General features: G+C 60.3%; 23 protein-coding genes and 2 pseudogenes. 15 read left to right on the top strand and 10 right to left on the bottom strand.

From position 1 onward, the window contains the following. Positions 1–22: 22 nt before the first annotated feature. Positions 23–1,120 (bottom strand): sialidase family protein, encoded by a 1,098-nt coding sequence (locus B0G74_RS32900; protein WP_165923968.1) that lies wholly within the window; start codon positions 1,118–1,120, stop codon positions 23–25. Positions 1,121–1,381: 261 nt separating this feature from the next. Here B0G74_RS32900 and B0G74_RS32895 point away from each other — a divergent pair, with 261 nt between their 5' ends. From B0G74_RS32895 to B0G74_RS32875, 5 genes and pseudogenes are all read left to right on the top strand, one after another. Continuing rightward, on the top strand, positions 1,382–1,756 hold the full coding sequence (locus tag B0G74_RS32895; protein WP_132380252.1) for a hypothetical protein: 375 nt from the start codon (positions 1,382–1,384) through the stop codon (positions 1,754–1,756). 299 nt (positions 1,757–2,055) lie between these two features. Further along, on the top strand, positions 2,056–2,355 hold the full coding sequence (locus B0G74_RS32890; RefSeq protein WP_132380249.1) for a CsbD family protein: 300 nt from the start codon (positions 2,056–2,058) through the stop codon (positions 2,353–2,355). A 13-nt stretch (positions 2,356–2,368) separates the two neighbouring features. Beyond that, the gene (locus tag B0G74_RS32885; RefSeq protein ID WP_243658421.1) at positions 2,369–2,677 is read left to right on the top strand and encodes a hypothetical protein; all 309 of its coding nucleotides are present in this window, start codon (positions 2,369–2,371) and stop codon (positions 2,675–2,677) included. Between the two features lie 98 nt (positions 2,678–2,775). Then, positions 2,776–3,141, top strand: a pseudogene (locus B0G74_RS32880) (phosphohydrolase); the annotation flags it as partial. Between the two features lie 485 nt (positions 3,142–3,626). Next, positions 3,627–4,397 carry an MOSC domain-containing protein gene (locus tag B0G74_RS32875; protein ID WP_132380247.1) on the top strand — a complete coding sequence of 257 codons (771 nt, stop codon included), beginning with the start codon at positions 3,627–3,629 and terminating at the stop codon, positions 4,395–4,397. Between the two features lie 95 nt (positions 4,398–4,492). Here B0G74_RS32875 and B0G74_RS32870 read toward each other — a convergent pair whose 3' ends face one another. From B0G74_RS32870 to B0G74_RS32830, 9 genes are all read right to left on the bottom strand, one after another. Next, positions 4,493–4,813: a non-heme iron oxygenase ferredoxin subunit gene (locus tag B0G74_RS32870; protein ID WP_132380244.1), complete on the bottom strand. Its 321-nt coding sequence runs from the start codon at positions 4,811–4,813 to the stop codon at positions 4,493–4,495. Position 4,814: 1 nt separating this feature from the next. After that, entirely contained in the window at positions 4,815–5,183 is a 369-nt protein-coding gene (locus B0G74_RS32865) for an SUF system Fe-S cluster assembly protein (protein ID WP_132380241.1), read from the bottom strand. An 8-nt stretch (positions 5,184–5,191) separates the two neighbouring features. After that, positions 5,192–5,647 carry a Fe-S cluster assembly sulfur transfer protein SufU gene (sufU, locus tag B0G74_RS32860; protein ID WP_132380238.1) on the bottom strand — a complete coding sequence of 152 codons (456 nt, stop codon included), beginning with the start codon at positions 5,645–5,647 and terminating at the stop codon, positions 5,192–5,194. Then, on the bottom strand, positions 5,644–6,897 hold the full coding sequence (locus tag B0G74_RS32855) for a cysteine desulfurase (protein ID WP_132380235.1): 1,254 nt from the start codon (positions 6,895–6,897) through the stop codon (positions 5,644–5,646). Before B0G74_RS32855 ends, sufU begins: the two co-directional genes overlap by 4 nt. Further along, positions 6,894–8,228 carry a Fe-S cluster assembly protein SufD gene (gene sufD, locus B0G74_RS32850; RefSeq protein WP_132380232.1) on the bottom strand — a complete coding sequence of 445 codons (1,335 nt, stop codon included), beginning with the start codon at positions 8,226–8,228 and terminating at the stop codon, positions 6,894–6,896. Before sufD ends, B0G74_RS32855 begins: the two co-directional genes overlap by 4 nt. Then, positions 8,225–9,007, bottom strand: coding sequence for a Fe-S cluster assembly ATPase SufC (gene sufC, locus B0G74_RS32845; RefSeq protein ID WP_132380229.1), 783 nt, complete (start codon positions 9,005–9,007; stop codon positions 8,225–8,227). The genes sufD and sufC overlap by 4 nt, the downstream gene beginning before the upstream one ends. A 43-nt stretch (positions 9,008–9,050) precedes the next feature. Beyond that, the gene (gene sufB / locus B0G74_RS32840) at positions 9,051–10,499 is read right to left on the bottom strand and encodes a Fe-S cluster assembly protein SufB (protein WP_132380226.1); all 1,449 of its coding nucleotides are present in this window, start codon (positions 10,497–10,499) and stop codon (positions 9,051–9,053) included. After that, positions 10,496–11,002 (bottom strand): SUF system Fe-S cluster assembly regulator, encoded by a 507-nt coding sequence (locus B0G74_RS32835; protein WP_132380223.1) that lies wholly within the window; start codon positions 11,000–11,002, stop codon positions 10,496–10,498. The genes sufB and B0G74_RS32835 overlap by 4 nt, the downstream gene beginning before the upstream one ends. Before the next feature lie 265 nt (positions 11,003–11,267). Further along, positions 11,268–11,921, bottom strand: coding sequence for a protein-L-isoaspartate(D-aspartate) O-methyltransferase (locus tag B0G74_RS32830; RefSeq protein ID WP_132380220.1), 654 nt, complete (start codon positions 11,919–11,921; stop codon positions 11,268–11,270). Between the two features lie 296 nt (positions 11,922–12,217). Between B0G74_RS32830 and B0G74_RS32825 the strand changes: the two are divergent. The 10 genes and pseudogenes from B0G74_RS32825 to B0G74_RS32775 form a co-directional block, all read left to right on the top strand. Further along, positions 12,218–12,801, top strand: a pseudogene (locus B0G74_RS32825) (HoxN/HupN/NixA family nickel/cobalt transporter); the annotation flags it as partial. Between the two features lie 507 nt (positions 12,802–13,308). Further along, the gene (locus tag B0G74_RS32820; protein ID WP_132380218.1) at positions 13,309–14,106 is read left to right on the top strand and encodes an alpha/beta fold hydrolase; all 798 of its coding nucleotides are present in this window, start codon (positions 13,309–13,311) and stop codon (positions 14,104–14,106) included. Between the two features lie 3 nt (positions 14,107–14,109). Continuing rightward, complete coding sequence (locus B0G74_RS32815) at positions 14,110–14,451, top strand: hypothetical protein (protein ID WP_132380215.1); 342 nt, start codon at positions 14,110–14,112, stop codon at positions 14,449–14,451. 638 nt (positions 14,452–15,089) lie between these two features. Beyond that, positions 15,090–15,554: a hypothetical protein gene (locus B0G74_RS32810; RefSeq protein ID WP_132380212.1), complete on the top strand. Its 465-nt coding sequence runs from the start codon at positions 15,090–15,092 to the stop codon at positions 15,552–15,554. A gap of 112 nt (positions 15,555–15,666) precedes the next feature. After that, a complete protein-coding gene (locus B0G74_RS32805; RefSeq protein WP_132380210.1) occupies positions 15,667–16,050 on the top strand; it encodes a VOC family protein in 384 nt (127 codons plus the stop codon). Between the two features lie 576 nt (positions 16,051–16,626). Continuing rightward, positions 16,627–17,358 carry a protein-L-isoaspartate(D-aspartate) O-methyltransferase gene (locus B0G74_RS32800; protein WP_132380207.1) on the top strand — a complete coding sequence of 244 codons (732 nt, stop codon included), beginning with the start codon at positions 16,627–16,629 and terminating at the stop codon, positions 17,356–17,358. Positions 17,359–17,466: 108 nt separating this feature from the next. Then, positions 17,467–19,968 (top strand): SAM-dependent methyltransferase, encoded by a 2,502-nt coding sequence (locus B0G74_RS32795; protein ID WP_132381257.1) that lies wholly within the window; start codon positions 17,467–17,469, stop codon positions 19,966–19,968. 972 nt (positions 19,969–20,940) lie between these two features. After that, positions 20,941–21,810: a protease HtpX gene (gene htpX, locus B0G74_RS32785; protein WP_132380204.1), complete on the top strand. Its 870-nt coding sequence runs from the start codon at positions 20,941–20,943 to the stop codon at positions 21,808–21,810. A gap of 165 nt (positions 21,811–21,975) precedes the next feature. Then, positions 21,976–23,052, top strand: a complete 1,077-nt coding sequence (locus B0G74_RS32780; RefSeq protein WP_132380202.1) for an AI-2E family transporter — start codon at positions 21,976–21,978, stop codon at positions 23,050–23,052. Positions 23,053–23,402: 350 nt separating this feature from the next. Continuing rightward, positions 23,403–23,783, top strand: coding sequence for a YkvA family protein (locus tag B0G74_RS32775; protein ID WP_132380199.1), 381 nt, complete (start codon positions 23,403–23,405; stop codon positions 23,781–23,783). Positions 23,784–24,158 lie beyond the last annotated feature (375 nt).

Raw genomic sequence — 24,158 nt, 5'->3', positions numbered from 1 at the left:
GTTTGGTGATCGGGATTCACGATTAGTGACCGGTCGTAACTTGTACTGCGCGATGGGACATGCGAAGCCTTTTAGGATCAAGCACGACATGCTTTATGTGGGTCTTTTTCCACGTATACGTGACATGAATCATGCCGTCTGGTGACTGGATAATCGCGGGGTATGAGAACTCCTGATTCACGGTATTCTCAAGGTCCAATACGTTGCGATAGGTCTGATGGTCGACCGAAACAAAAATAGACAGCCTATGTCGGTCCCAACCGCCTTCGACGTAAGGTAGCGGATTCGTGACAACCAGGTCGCGTCCGTCAGACAGGGTCAACGCGTCCAGGCCGGAATTTGGATTCGGAATACTGATCGGTGAGAGAGCGCTCCATGTCTTCCCCCAATCGCTCGATCTGGTGCTGAATATAAAACCGCTTTTTGTCCGAACGAGCGCCTGCAACCGTCCGTGGCCGTGATCAAGGATTGCAGGCTGGATCGCCTGGACAGGCCGCGGCCCGACCGCCGGGGCCACAACTTCCCACGAATTGCCTCCATCATTGGAAAGCTCGAAGTGAACTTTCCAACCATCATTCTCGGTGCTGCTGCCAGATATCACGATTCCATTTGACAGTTCGACGGGCTTGTTTTTCGCCGGGCCTGATACGCCTAAGCCCAGTGCGACCGGCTTTGACCATGTCCTACCGCCGTCAAGTGAAGTCATGCGCAGAGGATGCCAATCTGCCGGCAATTTCCCCCGGCTGTAGAACAACATCATAGGGCCTTTTTGGGGAGAAAATAGCACCGGATTAATTGTCGTCAGCGCTCCACCGTCACGCGAGCGGTCACCCGCGACGCGAACAGGATCTGCCCAGTGATTGCCGGAGAAGATCGCTACCCAGACGCCAACATCGTTCGCTGCCTCTTTGCTGCCTGCTAGCCATGCGGCTACCAGATTTCCGTCTCTGTAGGCAATCGTCGAAGCATGGCAAAACGATACGTTTTGCGTAGGATTGACGATTTCGGTCGACAGAATCGCGCTGAATCCGCTTTCGCTTTTCGCAGGTATTTGCACCGAGTACAAATAAAGGATTACGAAAGATATATGCCGGAAGGCCGAGGAAGTTTGTCGCATCATACCGATTGATTCCGATGGCATTCGTTATGAGTGAGCGTCAGCGACGCTCAGTATTTTCTCTCGATGCAGAGCAAACGTACCCAAAGTTCCTGAAGGAAAACTTAAGAGCACATTCGGGCGCAAGCACATCCGGCCGACCGATTTTGAACTGATCACTTTGTGGGGGAAAGAAACCTGCGACTCCAATTGGCACACACGGACCTGGCAAAAGGTTCGTGGCCCGATTCATGCTGCGCTCATTGGAACCGGCGGAAGGCCATCATGAAAACCCGCATTTTCACTTATGTCGAATGCCCATGCGGACATCGCGGAGCCCTCATCGAAAGCCTGGACATCGGCGATTTTTCCGACCACCGGTACCGGACGTGGCTGCGTAACCTGACCCATGCCGGGACGTACGACGGAGGTGACGGACTCGTCGCAAAAATGAAGCCCGGCTGCCCGGCGTGCGGTCGAAGTCTGGGCCCGGACGATATCGTCGGCTACAGTGAGTTGCAGGGGTCGGGCGAAGTGCAGCGGCCAAGAGACGATTCAGGATCAGCGGAGACAACGCTCAGCATCGGTTCAGACAGGCCGGGCCGCGCGTCCGGTTGGTGGCTTCCGGCGGTGCCGTGTGACAGCCCGCTGTTGCGCTGAAACACAACTGGTAAAACCTTTCTACGGCATCATCGCCCTATCGACGCTAGTCGGTCTTGTGATCGGCTTTACCAGCATTTGTGTTACTTCCGACGAAATTGTAATGGCAGGTGACTTCGGAGAGCGCTGGCCGTCCCAATGGGTGCGTCAGCGAATTATCAGGTTGGGCCCGACTTTTTGCGCAGCATCTGGCACGCCGTCGCGCTGCCGAACCAGCGCTATACATAGAGGCGTGTTCTCGACTTTGATGCCGGCGCATTACCCGTGCGGCCTGATCGCACTCACTTGAGAGCAGACAAATGGAGACGACGAAAGCAGAAGGAACGCTACGGGAGGTTGCTGGCGACGTTCGGCAGACCGCCGGAGACCTGCTGGGCAGTGCCGGCGCACAGGTTAGCGGAACAGCGAAAGAGTTGAGCGGCAAAGCTCAGCAACTGTATGCCGATTTTGTGGATGTCGTACGCGAGTCTACGGTGGAGCGGCCGTTCGCGGCGCTGGCAATTGCCGCTGGCGTAGGCTTCTCTTCGTCCGCGCCCAGAAACCCGGACGTTCGCTTCATCTTCTGCAGGGGGAGCTCCGGAGCGATCTCGACACGCTGAAGGAGGCGCTAAAATGAACCGCGTAGCGACCAATAGTGAAGCCGAGACCGCGATCCTGCTGCGCATGGCGGAATCACGCACAGCACTGCTGGCGGCGAATAGCACTCCACCATTGGTCGCGACCGAAGGCGGGCTTACGTGGCCGCGCACGGCGAGCACGATCGCTTCGCTCGCAGACGCACCGCGCGTCACGCTGCTACTGGCGTTGTGCGTCGGCACCATCGTCCTCGGACCTCGCCGGACAGTCGGAATTGCCGGCCGCTCGGGGATCGCCGCGTGGCTGGGTGGCACCGTGCGGAAAGTCATTCTCAGATCTGTGTGAGTTGTACATGCAGGGGACCGCGCGGCCGGGACAGTCCAGATAGGTCAGACATTCGAACCGCTGCGACTCCTACCACGACCCCGGCTATTCGTTGGCCCGTGGTTTGCGCGCTGCTGCACGACATTGGCGATACGCTGGGAAGTTACAACCATGCCGACGTTGCAGCCGTGCTGCTGGAGCCGTTTGTCAGCGCGGAGAATCAGTGGATGGTCAAGCACCATGCGATCTTCCAAGGGTATTACTTCTTCCATCACATGGGCATGGACCGCAATCTGCGCGATCAGTACGGCGACGTGCCGGAATTGTTCAAACGTACTGCACATTTCTGCGAGAAATATGACGCGGCGGCGTTCGATCCGGATGCGGAAACACTGCCGTTAGAGTTCTTCGAACCGACGGTGCGGCGCGTGTTTGCTGAGCCGAAGCGAACCCTGTACAAAGCCGCTTTCGAAAAAATCGGCTGAGTGTCTGGTTCCGGGCGACCATCCGGGGAAACGGTTGTGGAGGATTGACGCGTGAGTGGTCCTAGAGTTGCACATCGAGTTGCACCGATCACAACGATACAGGCCCACGCATAACGTGGGTCAATCCGATGAGAAGCAGTAGGCGCCGCGGCGCCTACTGCCGCTCCTGCCTCACCTGGCATGTGCCGCATCTGTCACGTTGCCGAAATCGTGGATTTCGGTCCGAAACGGCCTGTTACGGCCGAAATACCCGCCTGATTTATGATTTGCCCGATAAGATGAGATTGCCGCAATCCATGACTGAGGATTTTCCCTAAGCTTTGGCCGCCTCGGCCGTGAGGCGGCACATCTGCCTACCCTTGCGGTCCGCCGCCCGCTCCGGCGTCCAACAACGCCCCTTCGCGCGGACACAGCCGCCAGCCAACGCGCTCAACGATTTACTTGTGCGCCGATGCGTACCCAAACCCACTGAGCCCGAGCCCGCCATGTTCGTAGATTGTCTAAAACGCTACCCAGTCAAAGGACTATCCCCAGAGTCTCTGCAATCTGTTCTTTTGCAAGAGGCACAAGGGTTTCCACTTGACCGCGCATATGCCATTACTGACGGTTCATTTGCGTTCGACCCGGGCAACCCCACCCCCGAGCCGAAGACGAAATTTTTGATGCTGGCAAAATACGAACGGCTGGCTCAGTTGAAAACCCGCCTGATTGCAGAGACCAGCGAACTCGAAGTCGAGCACCATGGGTCAACCGCCCGTTTTGATCTCGCCACCGACGCCGGGAAGGAGACGGCTGCGTCTTTTGTGAGTGATTTTCTTGGGGTGCCGCTTCCCGGAACTCCGAAGGTCGTTCACGCGCCTGGGCACCAGTTCACTGACGTCAGCGTTCACTCTGTTGCCTTGATGCGCAGCATCTCCTTCATCAATGTTGCGACCGTCCGCGATTTGGCTGAGCGAGTCGGTATGGAACTTGATCCCGTGCGTTTTCGCGCAAACGTCTATTTCGACGGGCTTCCTGCGTGGGCCGAGATGGAGTGGCTCGACCGCCACTTCTGCATCGGTGACGCACGTCTCAAAGTGGTGAGACGCACCAAGCGTTGCGCAGCAACGAGTGTGAACCCCGCGACTGGCGAGCGCGATATCAACCTTCCGCTCCAGATCAAGGACTACGTCAACCACGGAGATCTCGGAATCTACGCAGAGGTGTTGACAGGTGGGACCATCAAGCCGGGCGACAAAATAGTCCTGGAAAATTAGTGATGAAAAGCCAATCGAAACAGTCATCGGTTCTGTTGCAGTAAGGCGGTCCGCTAAGATGTGTGGAACGACATGAACGGCTGCAACAGCGCACCTCAATCCCACCGCACGTCACGCACCTGAACGATGCCCGCCTCGATCCGCACCGGAAACACAACCACATCCTCATAAGCCGGCGGCGCCAACACCTTCCCCGTCCTGATGCAAAACCGCGCGCCGTGGCGCGGACAGATAACCACGTCGCCTTCCACCACACCACCTGTCAGGATGCCGCCGTCGTGCGGGCAGATATCCTCGATTGCATAACAGGTGCCGTCGACATTGAACACGGCAACCTGCGCGCCATCGACCTCGACGCTGCGAACACCGCCGACCGGGAAATCCTCAACCGCGGCGACATCGACCCAGTCAGACATATCAAAGCATCCCCAATTGCAAGCGTGCCGCGTCCGACATTCGCTCTCTCGACCAAGGCGGATCCCACACCAGCTCGACGTGCACGTCGTTCACGCCGTTCACGGAAAACACCGCATCCTCAACCGTCGCCGGGAAGGTCTGCGCGACCGGACAGCCAGGTGCGGTCAACGTCATGCGGATTTCGACGCGGCCTTCAGCTTCGTCCACGTCAAGACCATAGACAAGCCCCAGGTCGTAGATGTTGACAGGAATCTCCGGGTCGAACACGGTGCGCAGCGCGTCCATCACGCGTTCTTCGAGACGTTCTGTTGTTGCGCCACTGCCAGGTTGTACGGCCTCGGCGCGCTTCAGCCAATCGAATGTACTCATCGTCTGCCTCACTCTGTCGAAACGGGGCGGTCCTCGTCGTGCAGCGCGGCATGTAGCGTATGCCACGCAAGCGTCGCACACTTTACGCGCTCGGGAAATTCGCGCACGCCGGACAGCACCGTCAGCTTGCCCAATGCCGACGCAGCTGGCGCCTGTCCTGCAGCGGGTGTTGTCACCATGTCGTGAAAACGTCCGAACAGCGCTTCGGCCTCCGCTTCCGTTTTGCCCTTCAGCGCCTCGGTCATCAGCGACGCGGACGCCGTCGCAATCGCACAGCCCGCGCCTTCGAAACTCGCCTCCCTGACGACGCCATCCTCGATTCGCAGATACAGCGTGATCCGGTCGCCGCACAACGGGTTGTAGCCCTCGGCCTTGTGATTGGCATCGGCCAGCCCATGACAGTTACGCGGCCGCCGGTAGTGGTCGAAGATGACTTCCTGATACAGATCGCGCAGATCGCTCATGAACCGAATATCTCCCTGACCCTGCCAAGCCCTTCGATCAGGGCGTCGATATCTTCGCGCGTGTTGTACAGGGCAAGCGACGCGCGCACTGTCGCCGGTACGCCGAACCGCTGCATCACCGGCATCGCGCAGTGGTGACCCGCACGCACCGCGACGCCGTGATGATCGAGAATTGTGCCGACATCATGCGCATGCACGTCGTCGAGCACGAATGACAGGATGCTCGCCTTGTCGCGTGCGGTACCGATGAGACGCAAGCCCGGTATCGCCTGCAGTGCGTCCGTTGCATAAGCGAGCAGGCCGGCCTCGTGCGCGGCGATCACTTCCATGCCGATGCTGTCAACATAGTCAAGCGCCGTGCCCAGCGCAATCGCGCCGGCAATGTTCGGCGTGCCCGCCTCGAACTTCCACGGAATCGCGTTGTATTCCGTTTTCTCGAACGTCACCGAACGGATCATGTCGCCGCCGCCCTGCCACGGCGGCATCGCTTCAAGCAGCGCGGCCTTGGCATACAGCACGCCGATGCCTGTCGGCCCGTACACCTTATGCCCAGAAAACGCGTAGCAATCACAATCGAACGCGCGGACGTCGACCGGCAGATGCGAGATCGCCTGTGCGCCATCCAGCAGCACCGGTACGCCCTTCGCGTGCGCCGCTGCAACAATGCGCTCCACCGGATTGATGCTGCCGAGCGCGTTAGCCAGATGCGTCATCGCGACCAGCCGCGTGCGGTCGTTCAACAAGCGCTCGTACGCGTCGGCGTCGAGTGCGCCCGTATCGTCAATCGGCACGACTTTCAGCACCGCCCCAGTTTGCTCGCAGACCATCTGCCACGGCACGATATTCGAATGGTGCTCCATCGCACTGATCAGGATTTCGTCGCCAGGCTTGAGCTGCGGGCGCGCAAAGCTCTGGGCGACGAGATTGATCGCTTCGGTCGTGCCACGTACAAACACGATCTCGTCCGGACGCTGCGCGTTGATGAAGCGTGCGATCTTCGCGCGTGCTGCTTCGAACGCTTCGGTCGCGCGCTGCGACAGCAGATGCACGCCGCGGTGCACGTTGGCGTTGCTATGCCGGTAGTAAGCGTTTTCCGCGTAGATGACCGAGGCCGGCTTTTGCGTAGTCGCGCCATTGTCGAGATAGACCAATGGCCGGCCATGTACACGCTCACCCAGAATCGGAAAATCGGCCCGCCAGTGCTCGACATTGCGCGGATCTGGCGCCTGCATCTGTCCAATCGGCTTCATAGCAACTCCCTGATGCGCTCGCCTTCCGGAGTGCGCGCGAGCAGCAGATTTTCAAGCCGACCGCGGAGCGATTCGATGCGCACACGTTCGACAATGTCGCGTGCAAATGCGTAGGTCAGGAGCGCTCGCGCCGTGCGTTCCTCGACGCCGCGCGCACGCAGATAGAACAACTGGTTCTCGTCCAGTTGACCGACCGTCGCGCCGTGTGTGCATTTCACATCGTCGGCGTAGATCTCGAGTTGTGGCTTCGTGTCGATTTCCGCGTCGCGCGACAGCAGCAGGTTGTAATTCGCCTGATGCGTGTCCGTTTGCTGCGCATCGCGATGCACGATGACGCGCCCGTTGAACACGCCGCGCGCGGCGCCGTCGAGCACGCCACGGTAGTATTCGCGACTCGAGCCATGTGGCCCTCCGTGATCGATGCGCGTGTGGTGATCGACGTGTTGCCGGCCACCAACGAAATAGAGACCGGTCAATGTGGCTTGCGCGTTCGCGGCGTTCAGGCCCGTGTCAATGCCCGTGCGCGACAACGCGCCGCCGAACGCGAACGCATGCGAGGTAAAACAGCTGGCGCGTTGCTGCGCAGCAGCGACCGACGCAATATGAAACGCCTTCGTGCCTTCCTGCTGCAACCGGTAGTGCTGCACCTCTGCCTGTTCGCCTGCGACGACGCGGGTAACCGCATTGGTCCAGTACTCGTCATCGCCAAACCCTACAAAGTGCTCGACGATCACGCAGCCTGAGCGTGCTCCCGCAAGCACGACATTGAACGGCTGCACCGCAAGTCCCGCTTCGTCGGTCAGGAACAGCATGTACAGCGGTTGATCGATGACCTCGCCAGGCGGTAGCACGACGGCAAATCCATCCCTCAGAAACGCCGTGTTGAGCGCGGTAAAGCCGTCGGCATACGTCTGCGAAGCGATCGCAGCCTGCAGTCGTTGCGGTATTTCTCTCAACGCCCGCGTGAGCGAGCCGACAAACACATCATGCGGCAAACCAATCAGTTTCGACAGCCGCGGCACATGGTGACCGTTAACGAATACCAGTCGATGGCCAGCCGGGTCCAGCACGAGTCCATCGACGATGCGTCGCACGTCGCTATCATCGGTGCGGCCGGTGCGTTGCGGCGCGAAATGCCAAGGACGCTTGCCAATCGCCGACACGTTCGTGTACTTCCAGTCCTCGTGCCGCGTGGTCGGAAGGCCCAGCGTGTCGAACTGTTCGAAGGCGCTTCGGCGCGCGGCACGCAGCCACGGCAGCTCAGCGCCGGGCAACGTCTTCGCGAGTTGTTCAAAAGCCTGGTGGAAGTGGTCGAGCGACTCGTTTTTCATGGATGCCCTGCACTTGCTGAACCGGCTGATTGCACGGCCTCATCCTCGATCCAGCCATAGCCCTTGCGTTCCAGCTCCAGGGCCAGTTCACGCGGCCCTGACTTCACGATCCGGCCGTTCGCCAGCACATGTACGCGATCCGGCACGACGTAATCCAGCAAGCGCTGATAGTGCGTGACCAGCACAATCGCCCGTTCGGGGCTGCGCATGCTGTTGACGCCCTGCGCGACGATCTGCAGCGCATCGATATCGAGTCCGGAATCCGTTTCGTCGAGAATGGCGAGCCGGGGCTCCAGCACCGCCATCTGCAGGATCTCGTTGCGCTTCTTTTCTCCGCCGGAAAAGCCTTCGTTGACTGCGCGGTACAACAGGGTCTCGTCCATCTGCATCAACGCCATTTTGTCCTTGACCAGTTGCAGAAATTCCATCGCGTCGAGTTCCGGCTCGCCACGATGCCTGCGCCGCGCGTTCAGCGCCGCCTTCAGGAGATAAACGTTGCTCACACCGGGTATCTCAACGGGATACTGAAACGCGAGAAACAGCCCTGCGTGCGCGCGCTCTTCGGGCGCGAGCACCAGCAGATCGCGGCCGAGATACGAGACCGCGCCGCCGGTGACGACAACGTCCTCACGCCCAGCCAGTACGTGGGCGAGCGTGCTCTTTCCCGAACCGTTCGGGCCCATGATCGCGTGCACCTCGCCGGCCTTCACCCTCAGATCGATGCCACGCAGAATTTTCTTGCCGTCGACTTCGGCTTGCAGATTGCTGATTTCAAGCATGGTTCGAATCCCTCGCGAATCGCCGTGGGCCAGGTGCTAACGGTTAGCCCACACTGCCTTCCAGGCTGATGCCGAGCAGCTTCTGCGCCTCGACGGCGAACTCCATCGGCAGCTCCTTGAAGACTTCCTTGCAGAAGCCGTTCACAATCATCGACACCGCATCCTCCGCAGACAGCCCGCGCTGCCGGCAATAGAACAACTGGTCTTCACCAATGCGTGATGTCGACGCTTCGTGTTCGACCTTCGCGGTCGGGTTCTTGACCTCGATATAGGGGAACGTGTGTGCGCTGCAACGGTCGCCGAGTAACAGCGAATCGCACTGCGTGTAATTGCGCGCACCTTCGGCCGCACGGCCGACCTTCACGAGGCCGCGATACGCATTCTTTCCTCCGCCCGCTGAAATGCCTTTCGACAGAATCGTGCTACGCGTATTGCGGCCGAGGTGAACCATCTTCGTCCCGGTATCGGCCTGTTGACAGTGGTTGGTCAGCGCCACCGAATAGAATTCACCGACCGAGTTATCGCCCTGCAGGATCACGCTCGGGTACTTCCACGTGATCGCCGAACCGGTTTCCACCTGAGTCCACGAAATCTTCGAATTCGCCTCGCGGCAATCGCCACGCTTGGTCACGAAGTTGTAGATGCCGCCCTTGCCTGACGCATCGCCCGGATACCAGTTCTGCACCGTCGAATAGCGGATCTGGGCCCCTTCCAGTGCAATCAGCTCGACCACCGCGGCATGCAGTTGATTTTCGTCGCGCATCGGTGCGGTGCAGCCTTCCAGATAGCTCACATACGCGCCTCTGTCCGCGACGATCAGCGTACGCTCGAACTGCCCGGTGTTCTGCGCGTTGATGCGGAAGTACGTCGATAGCTCCATCGGGCATCGCACGCCCGGCGGGATATAGCAGAACGAGCCGTCGCTGAACACGGCGGAATTCAGCGCGGCGAAGAAATTGTCGGTGTGCGGCACCACGGAGCCGAGATACTTCTGCACCAGTTCGGCATGTTGCTGCACGGCGTCCGAGAACGAACAGAACACAATGCCGAGTTCCGCGAGCTTTTCGCGGAACGTCGTGGCTACCGAGACGCTGTCGAACACCGCATCCACCGCAACGCCTGCCAGGAGTTCGCGTTCTTCCAACGGTACACCCAGCTTTTCATAAGTACGCAACAGTTCCGGATCGACTTCATCGAGACTCTTCGGACGATTTCTCTGTGCCGTCGGCGCGGAATAATAGACGATGCCCTGGTAGTCGATTGGCGGATGCCGGATTGTCGCCCAACGTGGCTCGGTCATCGTGAGCCAGTGCCGATAGGCCACGAGACGCCATTCGAGCATGAATGCCGGCTCGTCTTTCTTTGCGGAAATGAGCCGGATCACGTCCTCGCTTAACCCGCTCGGCAACGCGTCGGCCGCCAGGTCGGTCACGAAACCATGCGGGTACTCGCGACTGATCAGTTCGTCGAAACCGGTTGTAGATGCGCTCATGCATGGCCTCCGTCGGTCGTTTTGCGCGACAGTTGCGTCGCACCCGCGCGGCCGCTGGGAATGCTGCGCGCGCGGATCGCGCTGATATCAACCGCGCGCAAGGTCGGACCTGCCATGTCCGCCAGCGTGACCTGCTGTAACGCCTCGCAGATCACGCGATTGACCTTTTGCCAGTTGGCCCGCACCGCGCACGCCGCCTCCTGGACGCACAAGCCAGGCAACGTGCTGCATTCGGTCACCCCGATCGGCCCGTCGACCGCGGCGATCACCTCCGCCAGCGTGATCCGCTCGGGCGGCCGCGGCAGCAGGTAACCACCATTCGTGCCGCGCAGCGACTCCACCATACCGCCCCGCGTCAGGATTTTCAGCACCTTTGACACCGTAGGTATCGCGACTCCGGTCGCCGCCGCAATGCTGCTTGCGCTGTGGACTGCATCCGGATCGCGCGCCATCGCGGTCATGATCACTGTGCCGTAGTCGGCAAGTTTGCTCATGCGCAACATCCGAATATCTCCCGTTTTAATCAGGACCTGTTTAGTCCTGATTAGACCCAAATGGAATCGGCTCGGTTGCAGTGAAACCATCCTGCGTGGGGCCTGGCCGCGTCGCCAACCGCTTCCCGTGTGCCGGGAAACATTTCGATACACGACACGTACCTTGATTTCATTCTAGACCTGTCTGCAACACATTGTCAGGGCTATCGTCATCCGATGCCGGTAAGTGCTCGGGCCGGGCCCAGCACCAGATTGGAACCGGGCGGCCGAATACTTAATGATCAGGCCAGCCGTCTTCGCCGACTAGCGGTACGAAGCTCACTTCGCCGAGCGAGCGCTCGTGATAATCGTGTTCGCTGTAGCGGACCAGTTTGATCAATCGCTGATGGTAAGGCTCGCGTCCCACCGGCATGACGATCCGGCCACCGACCGAGAGTTGCAAACGCCACGCCCGCGGGATACGCGGACCGCCGGCTCCCGCGATAATTGCATCGTACGGCGCATAGGCGCCCAAGCCGACAGTGCCGTCTCCGAGATGAACGGTCACGTTTGAAATGCCCAACCGCGCCAGCGTCTTGCGAGCGGTGCTGGCGAGCACCGGATCGCGTTCAACGGAATCAACATGCGCCACGATTGCGGCCGCAATTGCGGCGGCGTACCCCGAGCCCGTGCCAATGTCGAGAACCCGGTCGCGGGGACCCAGTTCGGCCGCCTCGATCATCTGCGCGACGATGCTGGGCTGCGAGATCGTTTGGTGACTCGCGATGGGCAACGGACTATCGTCGTACGCGCTTTCACGGAGGTGCTCCGCTACGAATTCCTCGCGCGGCACATGACGCATCGCGGATAGCACGTTGGAATCGCAGATGCCGCGGGCCGCGATTTGCCATACAACCATCCATTCCCTGGCTTCACTGAAATCGATCATTGCTGCTCTCCTCTGATGGTCGTGCAGGTTTTACGGCAGGCTCCGCATACCTTCACCGAGAGAGCCAGACGGGGCGCGCCGGCGGCCGCACGCACGGCGTCGCGACATCCTGCATTCGGCAACGCACATACCGCACACGGGATTCTCACGCCGCCGACCGCGGCGGTCGCCGATGCAGGCAGCCGCAGCGCCGCTTCTTCGCAAAACGATACTCATACGGAGATACTCATACGGAAATTGTGCACTCCTGGCGCACTAACTTCACTACGTATCGGTGACCGGATCGTACAGCGACGCTTCGGCGTGGCGAACGTCTCGTCGAGGAAGACCTCGATATGCTGCTCAACAAGCGCGGTTTCCTGTCGCGCATTTTCCGTCCGCTATTCCACCTGGTTTCGCGCAACTGGCACATGTACCTGATCGGCTTTCTGTTCGGCCTGGGCTTCGATACGGCGCCGGAAGTGGTGCTGTTCGGTATTTCCGCCCCTCAGGCCGCTGATGACATGTCTCTCGCGACCATCCTGATCTTCCCCGCGCTGTTCACGGCTGGCATGTGCCTCGTCGATACCGCCAACGGCGTGCTGATGCTCGGCGCTTACGCGGGGCGTTCATGAAGCCGGTCCGCATGGTGTACTAAAACATCACGATCACGTTCGCTTCCCTGGTGGTGGCGGTGCTGATCGGCGGCATCGAGGCGCTGGCGCTCATCGCGGACAAGCTCGACCTCAAGGGCGGTTTCTGGGGTCTGATCGGCGCGGCGTCGGACAATTTCGGCCTGCTCGGCTGCGCGGTGATCGGCCTTTTTGTCGTCAGTTGGCTAGTGTCCTTGCTGTTCTACAAGCTCAAGCGTTACGACGACATGCCCGTCAACCTGGGGTGATCGGAGATCGGCTCAACTGTCCGGGCGCGCAATGGGTTCGGCTCAGACACGCGGATGATCGCGTGCCGATCGGACGCGTCGCCATGATGATGTCGCGCGTTCGATCGACACGGGAATTATGTGCGGAGAATACGCCGTGCCGGAGACATCGCACTCGTCCGTTTCATTATCAGCCGCCCAAAGCGGCCGCAATGGCGCCAAGATCGGTCATTCGGTAGCCCCAGATGATCGTCGCTTCATGGCCGGGTCCGGTCCAATATTGAAACGACAAGGCCGCTCGCCGTCGATGCTTTCGGTGGTGTGATCCACTGAAGTATGCAGCACAAGACTGGTCCACGGTCCGCTGTGCAAGCGGGGGCGTCGTTGCCATCTGCCCGTTGCCCTGGAGCCGTCCCTCCCGGCGCCGTCAGCGCGTGGCTCGCGACGACACGCAGGGATATAAGCGGTGGTCAATGCGCGCTAAACTGGGTTCGTTACTGAAACGATCGGTGGATCGGGCTCAAGGCGATGAAATTCACCGGGTTGATGTTGCGTCTCACCGTTGCGTTCCTGATTGTGTTCGCTGGAGTAGCCATCTTGCAGGATCGCTTTATCTACTTCCCTGAGAAGGCTGCAACCGGGGACGTCGTTTCCAGCGTACTTCGCGCCTGGCCGACACCTGAGGCGTTCCGGGGCCTCGTGGCCGAGCCCGTCGGATCCGTGCGCGCCACCGTCATCGTCTTTCATGGCAATGCCGGGCACGCCGGACACCGTTCGTTCTACGCCGCAGCGCTCACGCGGCTCGGGCTGCGCGTGATCCTCGCCGAATATCCAGGCTACGGGCCGCGCGACGGCACGCCGGGCGAAGAGAGTCTGGTCGGTGATGCCCAACAGACCATCGCGCTGGCGCATCGGCTCTATGGCGCGCCGCTGCTGCTCATCGGCGAATCGCTCGGGGCCGGCGTGGCGGCCGCCGCCGGCTCGCGTGAACGCGACAAGACCGCTGGCTTGCTGCTCATCACGCCATGGGATCGGCTTGAGCACGTCGCCGCTTATCACTATCCGTGGCTGCCCGTGAAATGGCTGCTGCGCGACCGATACGACAGCGTGACCCATATGGCGTCGTTCGGGCGCCCTGTTCTCGTCGTGGTTGCGGAGCGCGACAGCATCGTCCCCCCGCGCTTCGGCGAAGCGCTCTACAACTCGCTGGCCGAACCGAGACAACTGATAGTGGTGAAGGCGGCTGAACATAACGACTGGATCGGCCGCGTCGACGAAACCTGGTGGCGGGAGGTGATCGGCTTCCTGCTCACGCCTTCGCATTGAAATATGAAATCACGCTCCGTCCCGTCCGGCAGGGAACGCTTCTATGTCCTCGATGCGAAGAACAGACCTGTCGAGGTGTTCGACCGCGGCGAGTGGTCGCGCTGGATGACAGAGAACGAACTGATCTTCCGCCGCACGCTGCTGGACGAATCCGGTGTGACGGTCACCACCCGCTTCCGCGGTGTGTCCGAACCGAAAACCGGGGAGGGTTCGCTGTTCGTGGCGCGCGTCGCCGGAATGGAAGCGCGAGACAACAGGAGCTACGGAGCACGTACGCTCGATGAGGCGCTGGAGCAGCATGAGCTCATCGTGCAGAAAATCGCCCGCATGCTGACCAGGCGGTGATCGCCACAGCACAACGATTCTCCTCGACCATAACCATCCCCCCGCGCGGACGACATTGTCTGCCCGGGCGGCCCCCGAAGGTCGCCACGCCCAAAGTGACTATCTATCTGACTGACGGCCTGCAGCCTTTCGACCGTGAAATCGGATTTGACAATGGCGCGCCACTCTCGTCCGCACGGCTGCAGCCCGAATAACCATCCATGCGCAGGACGGGCGATTGAAGGAGATCGGCGGCGACCGGGTGCAATTGACCGTAGTCGGACCCTTTTCGGACGGCCGCCATCTGGGCATGTATGGTTGGATTAAGCCTTGAACCGGACATTCAGCACCACCTGGGCGAAGAGCTTTTTGGGGGTACGGGTAGCTCTAGCGCTTTTTCCACAGCCCCAATCAACGCGACGCCCGATGCAATATCCGCGGCACCATTCCACGTCGGCGCTCACCACTGCATGGTTTCCTGACGCGTCCCACTTCAGTTCATATTGCCGCCGTGTCGAGGGCCCGGAACATCGCAGCGGTCTGGACCACCGGCACGTGAAGTTGTATCGTTTAAAGAGGGGAGCGGAAACGTCTGCTGAAATTCCGCGCTGGAACGGCACGAGTTGTTTTCATTACATTTTGCGGGGCCAGGGGATTTGATGGCACGCACACTGACAGTCGGACGGCGGATTCTTTGGGTGCTCGTGCTCTGCATTGCCGCGACATGCCTGGCAACCGGTGCAGCGCTGCTGTTCGAGTTGTCGGTCGTCAGCCGCGCGGTGAGCGAATTCAGTCAGGACGAGACACGGGAACGGGCGCGCATCGCCCATGGTGGGCAGATTACGCTCGATGAGCGCCTTAATCCGGCCTACCTGAAACGCTACGATCTGGACCCGGGCCAGTACGTCGACAGTCAGGGCCATTTTTCACCAACGGGCGCCGACTGGCAGCGATGGAGGCTTCGAACCAAAGCGGCCGCGACGGTAATGTGGCTTGGCCACGATCCGCCAGGCACATGGTGGACGCTACTGCAGATCAAATGTGTCGATCGGTTTCCCGAAGCCCACGCCGATAGCGAGCCGATCGTCGACGTCGCCGATGCATGCCTCGGTCAGCCGCACTGATCGGCGCAACGTTCAGCGGTTGCGCGAGGGACGGCGTGGGCGCTGGGCGATGATGCTGGCCGGCACCGTGAACAGGCACTGTCACACAAGCGGCGAAAGGAGAGCAGCGAACATGAGCATCACGCTTAATCACACGATCGTGTACGCGCGGAACAGGAATGCATCGGCGGCATTTCTCGCAGAAATACTCGGACTTCCCGAGCCGAAGCCATTCGGGCCGTTCCTTGCCGTGCAACTGGATAACGGCGTCACGCTGGACTTCTCCAGCGATGATCATCAAACGCGGCCGGAACACTATGCGTTTCTGGTGAGCGAGACCGAGTTCGATTGCATTCTTGCGCGAATACAGAGCCGCGGATTTCCCTACTGGGCGGATCCCTCTCACCGCCGGCAGGGTGAGATCAATACGAACGATGGCGGTCGAGGCACGTATTTCGAAGATCCGAGCGGCCACAATCTCGAGATCATCACGCAGCCGTACGGCAGCGGCGCATAACGAATCCAGTCGGCGTCCAATCCGGACCGGGCAAGCGTGTTCGGCAGGATTGGCCTGCGGAGAAGTCGAGGGATTTCTCGGCATTCGCGCGCTGATCGCCGATCGCACGTGATCGAGCCCTGGTGTTCTCGCGACAGTCAGCACGCGAGACCCACTCCGGCCGGTCGCGCGAGACACCAATCGGCCGCTATTGGACCGACACACGACGTTTGCGACAAACGCATTGGTTATCCGCTGTTCGGCCCTTATAGCGGCCATTGGTCAAGGTGCACCCATGCTGCCCTGCAAAAGATGCAAGGCTCAAAGCGGAAGACCCGGATATTTTCCGCCGGATCCCGATCTGGTGTCGAGCTCAGTACTGCCGGCTGGGCAACGCGGGATGAGTTACACAGGACGTGCGGCTGCGCCATGGTACTTCAATCACTGAGCGCGGAGGATGCGGACGTTTGCTAGTTCGGAAATGGCGAGAGGCCGGCCTGATGCATGACAGGCCGCCGGAAGTGTTCGACGCGAAGCCAGCCCGCGCATGAGCGTAGAATTACAGTAGGTCAGGCGACAGGGACCATTGTGAAACCGATGACGCGCTGGCTGCACATCCTGATTCCAGCAATTGCATTGGTGTGGCTGTATTCCGGTGTTCACGCCGCCGACGATTTTGCGCTACGCCGGGCGAGAATGGTCAAGGAGATCGCAGCACTGACTGCTGACACCGGCACCGAAACCGGCAGGCATGCCATCGATGCGCGCGTCATGGCGGCCATGGAACAGGTGCCTCGCCACAAATTTGTTCCGCCCGAGCAGGAGCACAACGCATACGAGAACAGGCCGCTTCCCATCGGCTATGGCCAGACAATCTCGCAGCCTTACATTGTTGCCCTGATGACCGACCTGATGGTGATTAAGCCTACCGATATCGTGCTCGAGGTCGGCACCGGCTCCGGCTACCAGGCGGCGATCCTGGCAGGTCTGGCACGAGCGGTATATTCGATCGAGATCGTCGAACCCTTGGGCATGCAGGCGCAGGAGCGCCTGCAACGGCTCGCCTACAAGCAAGTGGAAACCAAGGTGGGCGACGGCTATTACGGGTGGGAAGCCCACGCGCCCTACGACGCCATCATCGTCACCGCCGCTGCCAGCCATGTCCCTCCCCCCCTCGTGCGGCAATTGAAGCCGGGCGGCAGAATGGTTATTCCGGTGGGCGCGCAGTTTCTGACCCAGTACCTGCTGCTGATCGAAAAATCGGACGACGGAACGATTTCCACCAAACAGATCTTGCCCGTCAGATTCGTGCCATTGGCCGGGCACTGATTCAGGGATGAGGTGTGAGAGAGCAAATGGACATGGCGATCCCCTGCACCTGCCTTGTCTCTGGTCGAGCGCATCCTTCATGCCGCATCCATTCCCATTCACGCGATCATGCCCACTGCGCCTTTGCTCGCCCTCTCCCTGCTCTCGGCCGCAGCGCTCGGCTACGAGATCCTGTTGATGCGCCTGTTTTCCATCATCCTTTGGCACCACTTCGCCTATATGATGATCAGTGTCGCCCTGCTGGGATACGGTGCAGCCGGTGCGATGGTGGCGTTAGCGCAGCGCTGGCTAGCGCCCAGGTTTACGGCCGTGTTCGCTGGCGGCGCCATTCTGTTCGGCGTTTCCGCGGTCGCCTCTTTCGCGCTTGCCCAGCGCGTCGCGTTCAACCCCCTGGAGATTCTGTGGGATCCGCAGCAGCCGCTGCGCCTGCTGCTGATTTATCTGCTCCTGTTCGTCCCTTTCTTCTGCGCCGCGACCAGTGTCTGTCTCACCTTCACACGGTTCAATGATCAGATTCCCCGCATTTACAGTTTTGATATTGTGGGAGCCGGATTAGGCAGCCTCGCCATCATCGTTGCGCTATTTGTCCTTGCTCCGCTGGATGCGCTTCGCCTCCTGGGCGGTGTGGGTCTGGCGGCAGCCGCGCTGGCATGCATCGAGTGTCGCTGGCATCGAAACTGGTTGCCGGTGCTGTTGGTGGGAGCCGCGGCCATTTCGCTGACCATCCTGCCACGCGACTGGGTCGCTCTACGGCCGTCCGACTACAAGGAATTGAGCCAGACACTGCGCATCAAAGACGCACACGTGATCGCTGAAAGCTCGAGCCCGCTGGGTCTCATCACGGTAGTGGAAAGCCCTTTGATTCCTTTCCGCCACGCACCGGGGCTCAGCCTCAACGCGACCATGGAGCCGCCGCCACAGTTGGGCGTGTTTACTGATGGTGACGGGCTCTCCGCGCTCAATCGCTATGACGGACAGCGCGAGTCACTCAGTTATCTGGACTACCTCACCTCCGCGCTTCCCTACCACTTGCTGGAGCGCCCCAGAGTCTTGGTACTTGGCAGCGGCGCCGGGGCCGATGTGTTGCAGGCGCTTTACCACCAGGCGAGCGCAATCGACGCGGTGGAACTGAATCCGCAGGTGATCGACGCGGTGGAAGGCCGCTTTGCCGACTTCTCCGGCAAGCCTTACAGCGCACCCAACGTTCACGTCTTTACCGGCGAAGCGCGAAGCTTCATCGCTGGGCACGGCGAGCGCTATGATCTCATCCAGGTCGCGCTGCTGGATTCGTTCAACGCCACGTCGGCCGGTCTTTACGCGCTTTCCGAGAGCTATTTGTACACGGTGCAGGCGTTCCAGGATTATCTTCGCCATCTCAACCCAGGCGGCATGCTGGCGATTACGCGCTGGGTCACGCTGCCGCCACGCGACATCCTGAAATTGTTTGCAACGGGGATGCTGGCCATGGAGGGCGTCGGCGTGGCGCAACCCTCCCGCCGGCTCGTGCTGATCCGCGGCTGGAAGACTACGACGCTGCTGGTCAAGAACGGAGAGTTCAGTGGCATGGAAATCGTCGCACTGCGGGGCTTCTGCCGTGCGCGCTCATTCGACGTCGGATACTACCCCGGGATGCACGCCGCGGAAGCGAATCGCTACAACGTGCTTGAAACGCCATACTTCTTCGAAGCCGCGCAAGCCTTGCTGAGCCCCGATCGCGACAAGTTCTGGGCACGCTACAAGTTCGATGTTCGACCCGCCACGGATGACAAACCGTACTTCTTTCACTTCTTCAAATGGCGTTCGCTGCCCGAACTCCTCGCCTTGAAGGAGCAAGGCGGGTTGCCTTTGCTGGAATGGGGCTACCCGGTGCTGATTGCGACCCTGCTTCAGGCCACATTGGCAGCTTTGATATTGATCCTCTTTCCCCTCTGGATGATAAGGCGCCGCCAACGCCTGGCTCACAGCTCGCCATCGTCAACGACAACCCTTGTCGACAACGCCACTGCATCAGCGGCCTTATCCGGGCGGCGAGTTGCTATCTATTTCCTCGCGATTGGTTTCGCCTTCATGTTCGTCGAAATCGCGTTTATCCAGAAGTTCATCCTGTTCTTGAGTCACCCGCTCTATGCTGTTGCGGTGGTGCTATGCGCGTTCCTCTCGTTTGCCGGACTGGGAAGCCGATATTCGCAGCGCCTGCAAGGGGGCGGAGCGCACTTACCCAGCACCGCGCCACGGTCGCACTGGAATAGAGGTCGCCCGTCCCTGCTGACAAGGGCCGTCTTCGCGATCTCCCTTATCTCCCTGCTCTACCTGGCCATCCTCCCCACCCTGTTCCGACTGCCGATTTCCCTGCCCGATCCAGCCAGGATCGCTATCTCCGCGCTGCTCGTCGCACCGCTCGCGTTTGCGATGGGAATACCCTTCCCACTGGGACTCGGGCGCGTTGGCGCGAGCGCCGAAGCGCTGGTGCCCTGGGCGTGGGGCATCAACGCCTGTGCTTCCGTGGTGGCTGCAGTTCTGGCAACGGTGCTGGCGATCCATCTTGGATTTACCGCAGTGGTAGTGATAGCGCTCTTGCTCTATGTCGCGGCGGCGGCCGTTTGTCCCTAATTCCGCTCTGAACGGGCCGCTGCCAAAGCCGCGCATGCGACCAAACTCCACAGCCGTCGGCGTAGCCAACGCCGGTCCGTCCCTGGCCAAAATTCAATCGACCCTCTGGGCCGCGCATCACGCGTCAGACCGTAGCCGACCGAGATGGAATGGACACCGCCCTACCTTGGAGGACGTGGGGTTCAGCTGGAACGCGGAGGCCCTCCAGAACCGAACGGCATCAATGTGCCAGAGTGGAGTTTCGACACGTCCACTTTAGAAACGGAGGTGGGCACTGCAAGGATCGCGCCCCCCCGGCCGGCCAGTCGCTTGGTTTTGCACGCGGAACGACGCTCTCGGCAACATCGCCGTCCTGCTGGCTGCTGTGGGGGTATTCGGAGCCGGGGCGGCCTGGCCCGATCTGATCGTCGCCGCATTGCTGGCGACGCTGGCCATGACGCGGCCGTCCACGTACTTCGTCAGGCACGCACGAAACTCGGAAAGATTGGTCCGAAGCGCAAGAGCATACCGACAGTGCCTGAAAATTGAACGTCGTCGTGGGTGAGCCCCGAGACCCGGCAAAAAACATCGCGGTTGCACGCTTCCGACAGGCCGAAGTTTTCCTTCCCACGTCTCCTTCCCCCTTAAACGCTACTTCCTGGGACTGGCTACCTCGTCTGTCGTCCGCAGCGCTGCGTTGGCTGTAACCAGCAACCTCGCATTGGGATCGCACAGTAATGCATCTACATCGCCGAAAGCTTTTTTAGCTTCGAACCTCCGACATCGTCGGAGGACGATTTCTTGCTCATCAGAATTCTCCCAAGTGGGCCCACCTGCACGGAGCAGGATTAAGCGTCTCGCGAAGAAAGATAGCAATCGTCTAATGTTGAAATAGCAATATTACATAAACCTTTCGGTTATCCGGTGTCAAAGGAGAGTTGAGGGTTCTCTGTCATCGCAGTCATTCAGCCGGTTTCCACAGGAGACTTGCCAGTGAAACGAATTTTGCTGTTCCTCGCCACCAACCTCGCGGTGATGTTGGTGCTTTCGATCGTATTGAACGTGTTGGGCGTCGGTGGCTTCTTGACCGGGAGCGGGCTTAACGTCAATGCGCTGCTCGTGTTCTCGCTGGTGATTGGCTTCGCCGGCTCGATCATTTCGCTTTTCATCTCCAAGCCGATGGCGAAATGGACAACCCGGGCGCGCGTCATCGACTCGCCGCGCGATGCGACTGAGCAATGGCTGGTCGACACTGTGCGGGAACTCGCGCAGCGTGCTCGCATTGGCATGCCGGAAGTCGCAATTTTTGAAGGCGCACCAAACGCGTTCGCCACAGGGGCTTTCAAGAATTCCGCGTTGGTGGCTGTCTCCACCGGTTTGCTGCAATCGATGAACCAGGAGGAAGTGGAGGCGGTTCTTGGCCATGAGATTTCGCACGTCAGCAACGGCGACATGGTGACCTTGACGCTCATTCAAGGCGTGGTGAATACCTTTGTGGTTTTCTTCGCCCGTGTGGTCGGGTACTTTGTGGACAAGACCTTGTTTCGTACCGAACGCGGTGTCGGTCCCGGGTTTTACATAACCGTTATTGTTTGCGAGATCGTTTTCGGCATTCTCGCTTCGGTGATCGTCGCGTACTTCTCGCGCCTGCGCGAGTTCCGCGCTGATGCGGGCTCTGCACAACTGCTGGCTTCTCCGCGACCGATGATCAATGCGCTGGCCCGCCTGGGTGGACTTGCACCCGGCGAACTTCCGCAATCCTTCAAGGCGTCCGGCATCACCGACAAGCCAGGCTGGCTCGGGCTGTTCTCCACGCATCCACCGATCGACAGGCGTATTGCCGTGCTGCAAGGCCGCGGGTAGTCAGTGAGGCAGAGTTGCGCGCGGCATTCCGGCATGCGACGTCGACGTTTGGCAGGGGGCTCAGGCGCGCGTCGGTAACGGGCTTCCTGTGGCGACCACGGGCCACGGCGCGCGGAAGCACCGGTGCGCCCACAAATTCTCAGCGGATCTAAAGGAAAGGCGTTCATGTGCGAGAGTTATCCGAAGCCCCTGGTCAAGCGCGTCATCCTCGCCTTTCTTCTTGGCGGGCTCGTCGTGCTGAGCTACGTAGTGCTGCGCCTGTTCCTGGTGCCTGTCGCCTGGGCCACTATCCTTGCCTACGTGACCTGGCCTGTCTATCGCCGCTTGCGCTCGCTTATGCGCGGGAACGCTACCGGCAGCGCGCTGCTGATGACGATCATTCTCTCAGCGGCGTTCATTCTGCCGTCAATCTGGCTGATCATGCTGCTGCGTGGCGAACTGGTCACGGCCTACCAGACCGTCGCCGGCTACCTCGCCAATGGCCCGCATACATTGCCGGAATTGATTGTGCGCATCCCGTGGCTTGGGCAGTGGCTGCAGGAGCTACTGAATCAGGTCTCGGCCGATCCGACAGCTTTTCGCGCGCAAGTCGCTGAATGGGGCCGGCAGTGGACCGGGGAGGTCGGCCAGTTAGTCGGCGGCGTGGGTCGCAATGCGACGAAGCTAGGCTTTGCCTTGCTGACGCTGTTTTTTATGTACCGGGACGGCGAAAGCGCGTTGGATCAGGTGCGCCGCGTACTACGGGGTTTTCTGGGCGATCGCATGGACGCCTATCTCGCTTCTATCGGCGGCACGACCAAGGCGGTCGTCTACGGGCTCGTGCTGACAGCATTGGCGCAGGGCGCGCTTGCCGGCCTGGGTTACTGGGTGGCCGGAATGCAGGCGCCGGTGTTGCTGGCTGCGTTCACGGTGATGATCGCGTTGATACCTTTTGGCACTCCGTTCGTATGGGGATCGATCGGGGTATGGCTCCTCGTCACAGGAAAAACGCTAGCAGGGGTCGGCCTTTTACTCTGGGGTGCACTGGTCGTTAGCTGGGTGGACAACCTGATTCGTCCGCTCGTGATCAGCAGTGCTACCCGGATACCGTTTCTTCTGGTGGTGTTCGGTGTGCTGGGCGGGCTTGCGGCCTTCGGCCTGGTAGGGCTCTTTGTGGGCCCTGTCATCCTGGCGGTCCTGATGGCAGTGTGGCGTGGGTGGCTGGAGGAACAGGCAACCGTGGGTACTGGAACACAATCCTAGCCCGATCTACTGCTGAAGCGATCAACTGCTGGTGCCGTCATGCGGATTGAGCAGGATGATTCGTTGGCCTTAGAGCCTAAAGAGCTTATGGACGTCGACCTGTGGTCACTCATCGAACTGTTCCTGCCCGCGAGGACACCGCGCAATCGCCGATACGAGGATGCAAAACCGGCCCGGACTGGGCGAACTGAGTTCCCACGCTGTCGATTGATGAACGCGGAGACCCCAGCCGCCGTTGTCGCAGGGATTACAAGTTATGCGCCACTGCCCAACGCAACAGCTGCGATAAAGTCCCGTGAGGAATCTCTCATGTGCCTGTCGGCGCACTCGCAAGTGGAGCTCGACGCTAGATGCTGCAATCACTCACAGCTTGGGCAACGCGGCTAAAGCGAGACGTAGTCACGCTTATGTTCGCCAGCCACGATCCGGCCACGCCGTTGCTTGCGAAATTTCTCGCATTGGCAACGGTGGCATATGCGCTTAGCCCGGTCGACCTTATTCCCGACTTCATACCCGTCCTCGGCTATCTGGATGATCTGGTCGTCGTGCCGCTTGGAGTCTGGCTCTGCTTGCGCCTCATCCCGAAGGCAGTCATCGAAGTCAATCGCAGAAAGGCCGAAGTCTGGCTAGCTGGCAAACCGGTGAAGCAAAGTAGCATGGTCGGTCTCGCCACGATTCTGGCTATCTGGGCACTCTGCGCCTGGTTGCTGTGGCGTTGGCTTGCTCGCTGAATTGGCCGCACGACTTGCAAGTTGTGCGACAGCTGACCTGGCAATCGGTTGAATGTCCGGTCAAGCCGACGCAGCGGCCGGTCGAACGTCGCCGAAAAACACTAGACTTCGACACACCAGCTGAACGATTTCAGCAAGCCGTTGCATCGACCGGTTGAATCCGCAGGCCATTGCGGACTTTCGGCTGTCGGCGGTGGTGAGGTGGCTCCAGGCTACTTCTCTGCCGTTCGGAGAATGATCAGGCGACTGTACGTCATCGGCCTGGTGTGGACCGATCGGCGCGGCCGCGATGCTGACCCACAGACTCGCTGCCTTCTCACTCCCAAGCCGCGCTTTCACCAACTGCGCGCCGCAACGTCGCCGGCAGCGATGTTG

This window comes from Paraburkholderia sp. BL9I2N2, assembly GCF_004339745.1.
Taxonomy (GTDB): domain Bacteria; phylum Pseudomonadota; class Gammaproteobacteria; order Burkholderiales; family Burkholderiaceae; genus Paraburkholderia.
This window is presented reverse-complemented; position numbering and strand designations above follow the sequence as displayed.

What these genes read in the sequence shown, in the direction of transcription:
- B0G74_RS32780 (WP_132380202.1), top strand. Translation starts at nt 21,976, where the DNA reads ATGTGCGAGAGTTATCCGAAGCCCCTGGTCAAGCGCGTCATCCTCGCC.
- B0G74_RS32895 (WP_132380252.1), top strand. Translation starts at nt 1,382, where the DNA reads ATGAAAACCCGCATTTTCACTTATGTCGAATGCCCATGCGGACATCGC.
- B0G74_RS32775 (WP_132380199.1), top strand. Translation starts at nt 23,403, where the DNA reads ATGCTGCAATCACTCACAGCTTGGGCAACGCGGCTAAAGCGAGACGTA.
- B0G74_RS32805 (WP_132380210.1), top strand. Translation starts at nt 15,667, where the DNA reads ATGAGCATCACGCTTAATCACACGATCGTGTACGCGCGGAACAGGAAT.
- B0G74_RS32890 (WP_132380249.1), top strand. Translation starts at nt 2,056, where the DNA reads ATGGAGACGACGAAAGCAGAAGGAACGCTACGGGAGGTTGCTGGCGAC.
- B0G74_RS32820 (WP_132380218.1), top strand. Translation starts at nt 13,309, where the DNA reads ATGAAATTCACCGGGTTGATGTTGCGTCTCACCGTTGCGTTCCTGATT.
- sufD (WP_132380232.1), bottom strand. Translation starts at nt 8,228, where the DNA reads ATGAAAAACGAGTCGCTCGACCACTTCCACCAGGCTTTTGAACAACTC.
- B0G74_RS32865 (WP_132380241.1), bottom strand. Translation starts at nt 5,183, where the DNA reads ATGAGTACATTCGATTGGCTGAAGCGCGCCGAGGCCGTACAACCTGGC.
- sufB (WP_132380226.1), bottom strand. Translation starts at nt 10,499, where the DNA reads ATGAGCGCATCTACAACCGGTTTCGACGAACTGATCAGTCGCGAGTAC.
- B0G74_RS32835 (WP_132380223.1), bottom strand. Translation starts at nt 11,002, where the DNA reads ATGTTGCGCATGAGCAAACTTGCCGACTACGGCACAGTGATCATGACC.
- B0G74_RS32900 (WP_165923968.1), bottom strand. Translation starts at nt 1,120, where the DNA reads ATGATGCGACAAACTTCCTCGGCCTTCCGGCATATATCTTTCGTAATC.
- B0G74_RS32855 (WP_132380235.1), bottom strand. Translation starts at nt 6,897, where the DNA reads ATGAAGCCGATTGGACAGATGCAGGCGCCAGATCCGCGCAATGTCGAG.
- B0G74_RS32870 (WP_132380244.1), bottom strand. Translation starts at nt 4,813, where the DNA reads ATGTCTGACTGGGTCGATGTCGCCGCGGTTGAGGATTTCCCGGTCGGC.
- B0G74_RS32875 (WP_132380247.1), top strand. Translation starts at nt 3,627, where the DNA reads ATGTTCGTAGATTGTCTAAAACGCTACCCAGTCAAAGGACTATCCCCA.
- B0G74_RS32795 (WP_132381257.1), top strand. Translation starts at nt 17,467, where the DNA reads ATGCCCACTGCGCCTTTGCTCGCCCTCTCCCTGCTCTCGGCCGCAGCG.
- sufU (WP_132380238.1), bottom strand. Translation starts at nt 5,647, where the DNA reads ATGAGCGATCTGCGCGATCTGTATCAGGAAGTCATCTTCGACCACTAC.
- B0G74_RS32815 (WP_132380215.1), top strand. Translation starts at nt 14,110, where the DNA reads ATGAAATCACGCTCCGTCCCGTCCGGCAGGGAACGCTTCTATGTCCTC.
- sufC (WP_132380229.1), bottom strand. Translation starts at nt 9,007, where the DNA reads ATGCTTGAAATCAGCAATCTGCAAGCCGAAGTCGACGGCAAGAAAATT.
- B0G74_RS32885 (WP_243658421.1), top strand. Translation starts at nt 2,369, where the DNA reads ATGAACCGCGTAGCGACCAATAGTGAAGCCGAGACCGCGATCCTGCTG.
- B0G74_RS32810 (WP_132380212.1), top strand. Translation starts at nt 15,090, where the DNA reads ATGGCACGCACACTGACAGTCGGACGGCGGATTCTTTGGGTGCTCGTG.
- B0G74_RS32830 (WP_132380220.1), bottom strand. Translation starts at nt 11,921, where the DNA reads ATGATCGATTTCAGTGAAGCCAGGGAATGGATGGTTGTATGGCAAATC.
- B0G74_RS32800 (WP_132380207.1), top strand. Translation starts at nt 16,627, where the DNA reads ATGACGCGCTGGCTGCACATCCTGATTCCAGCAATTGCATTGGTGTGG.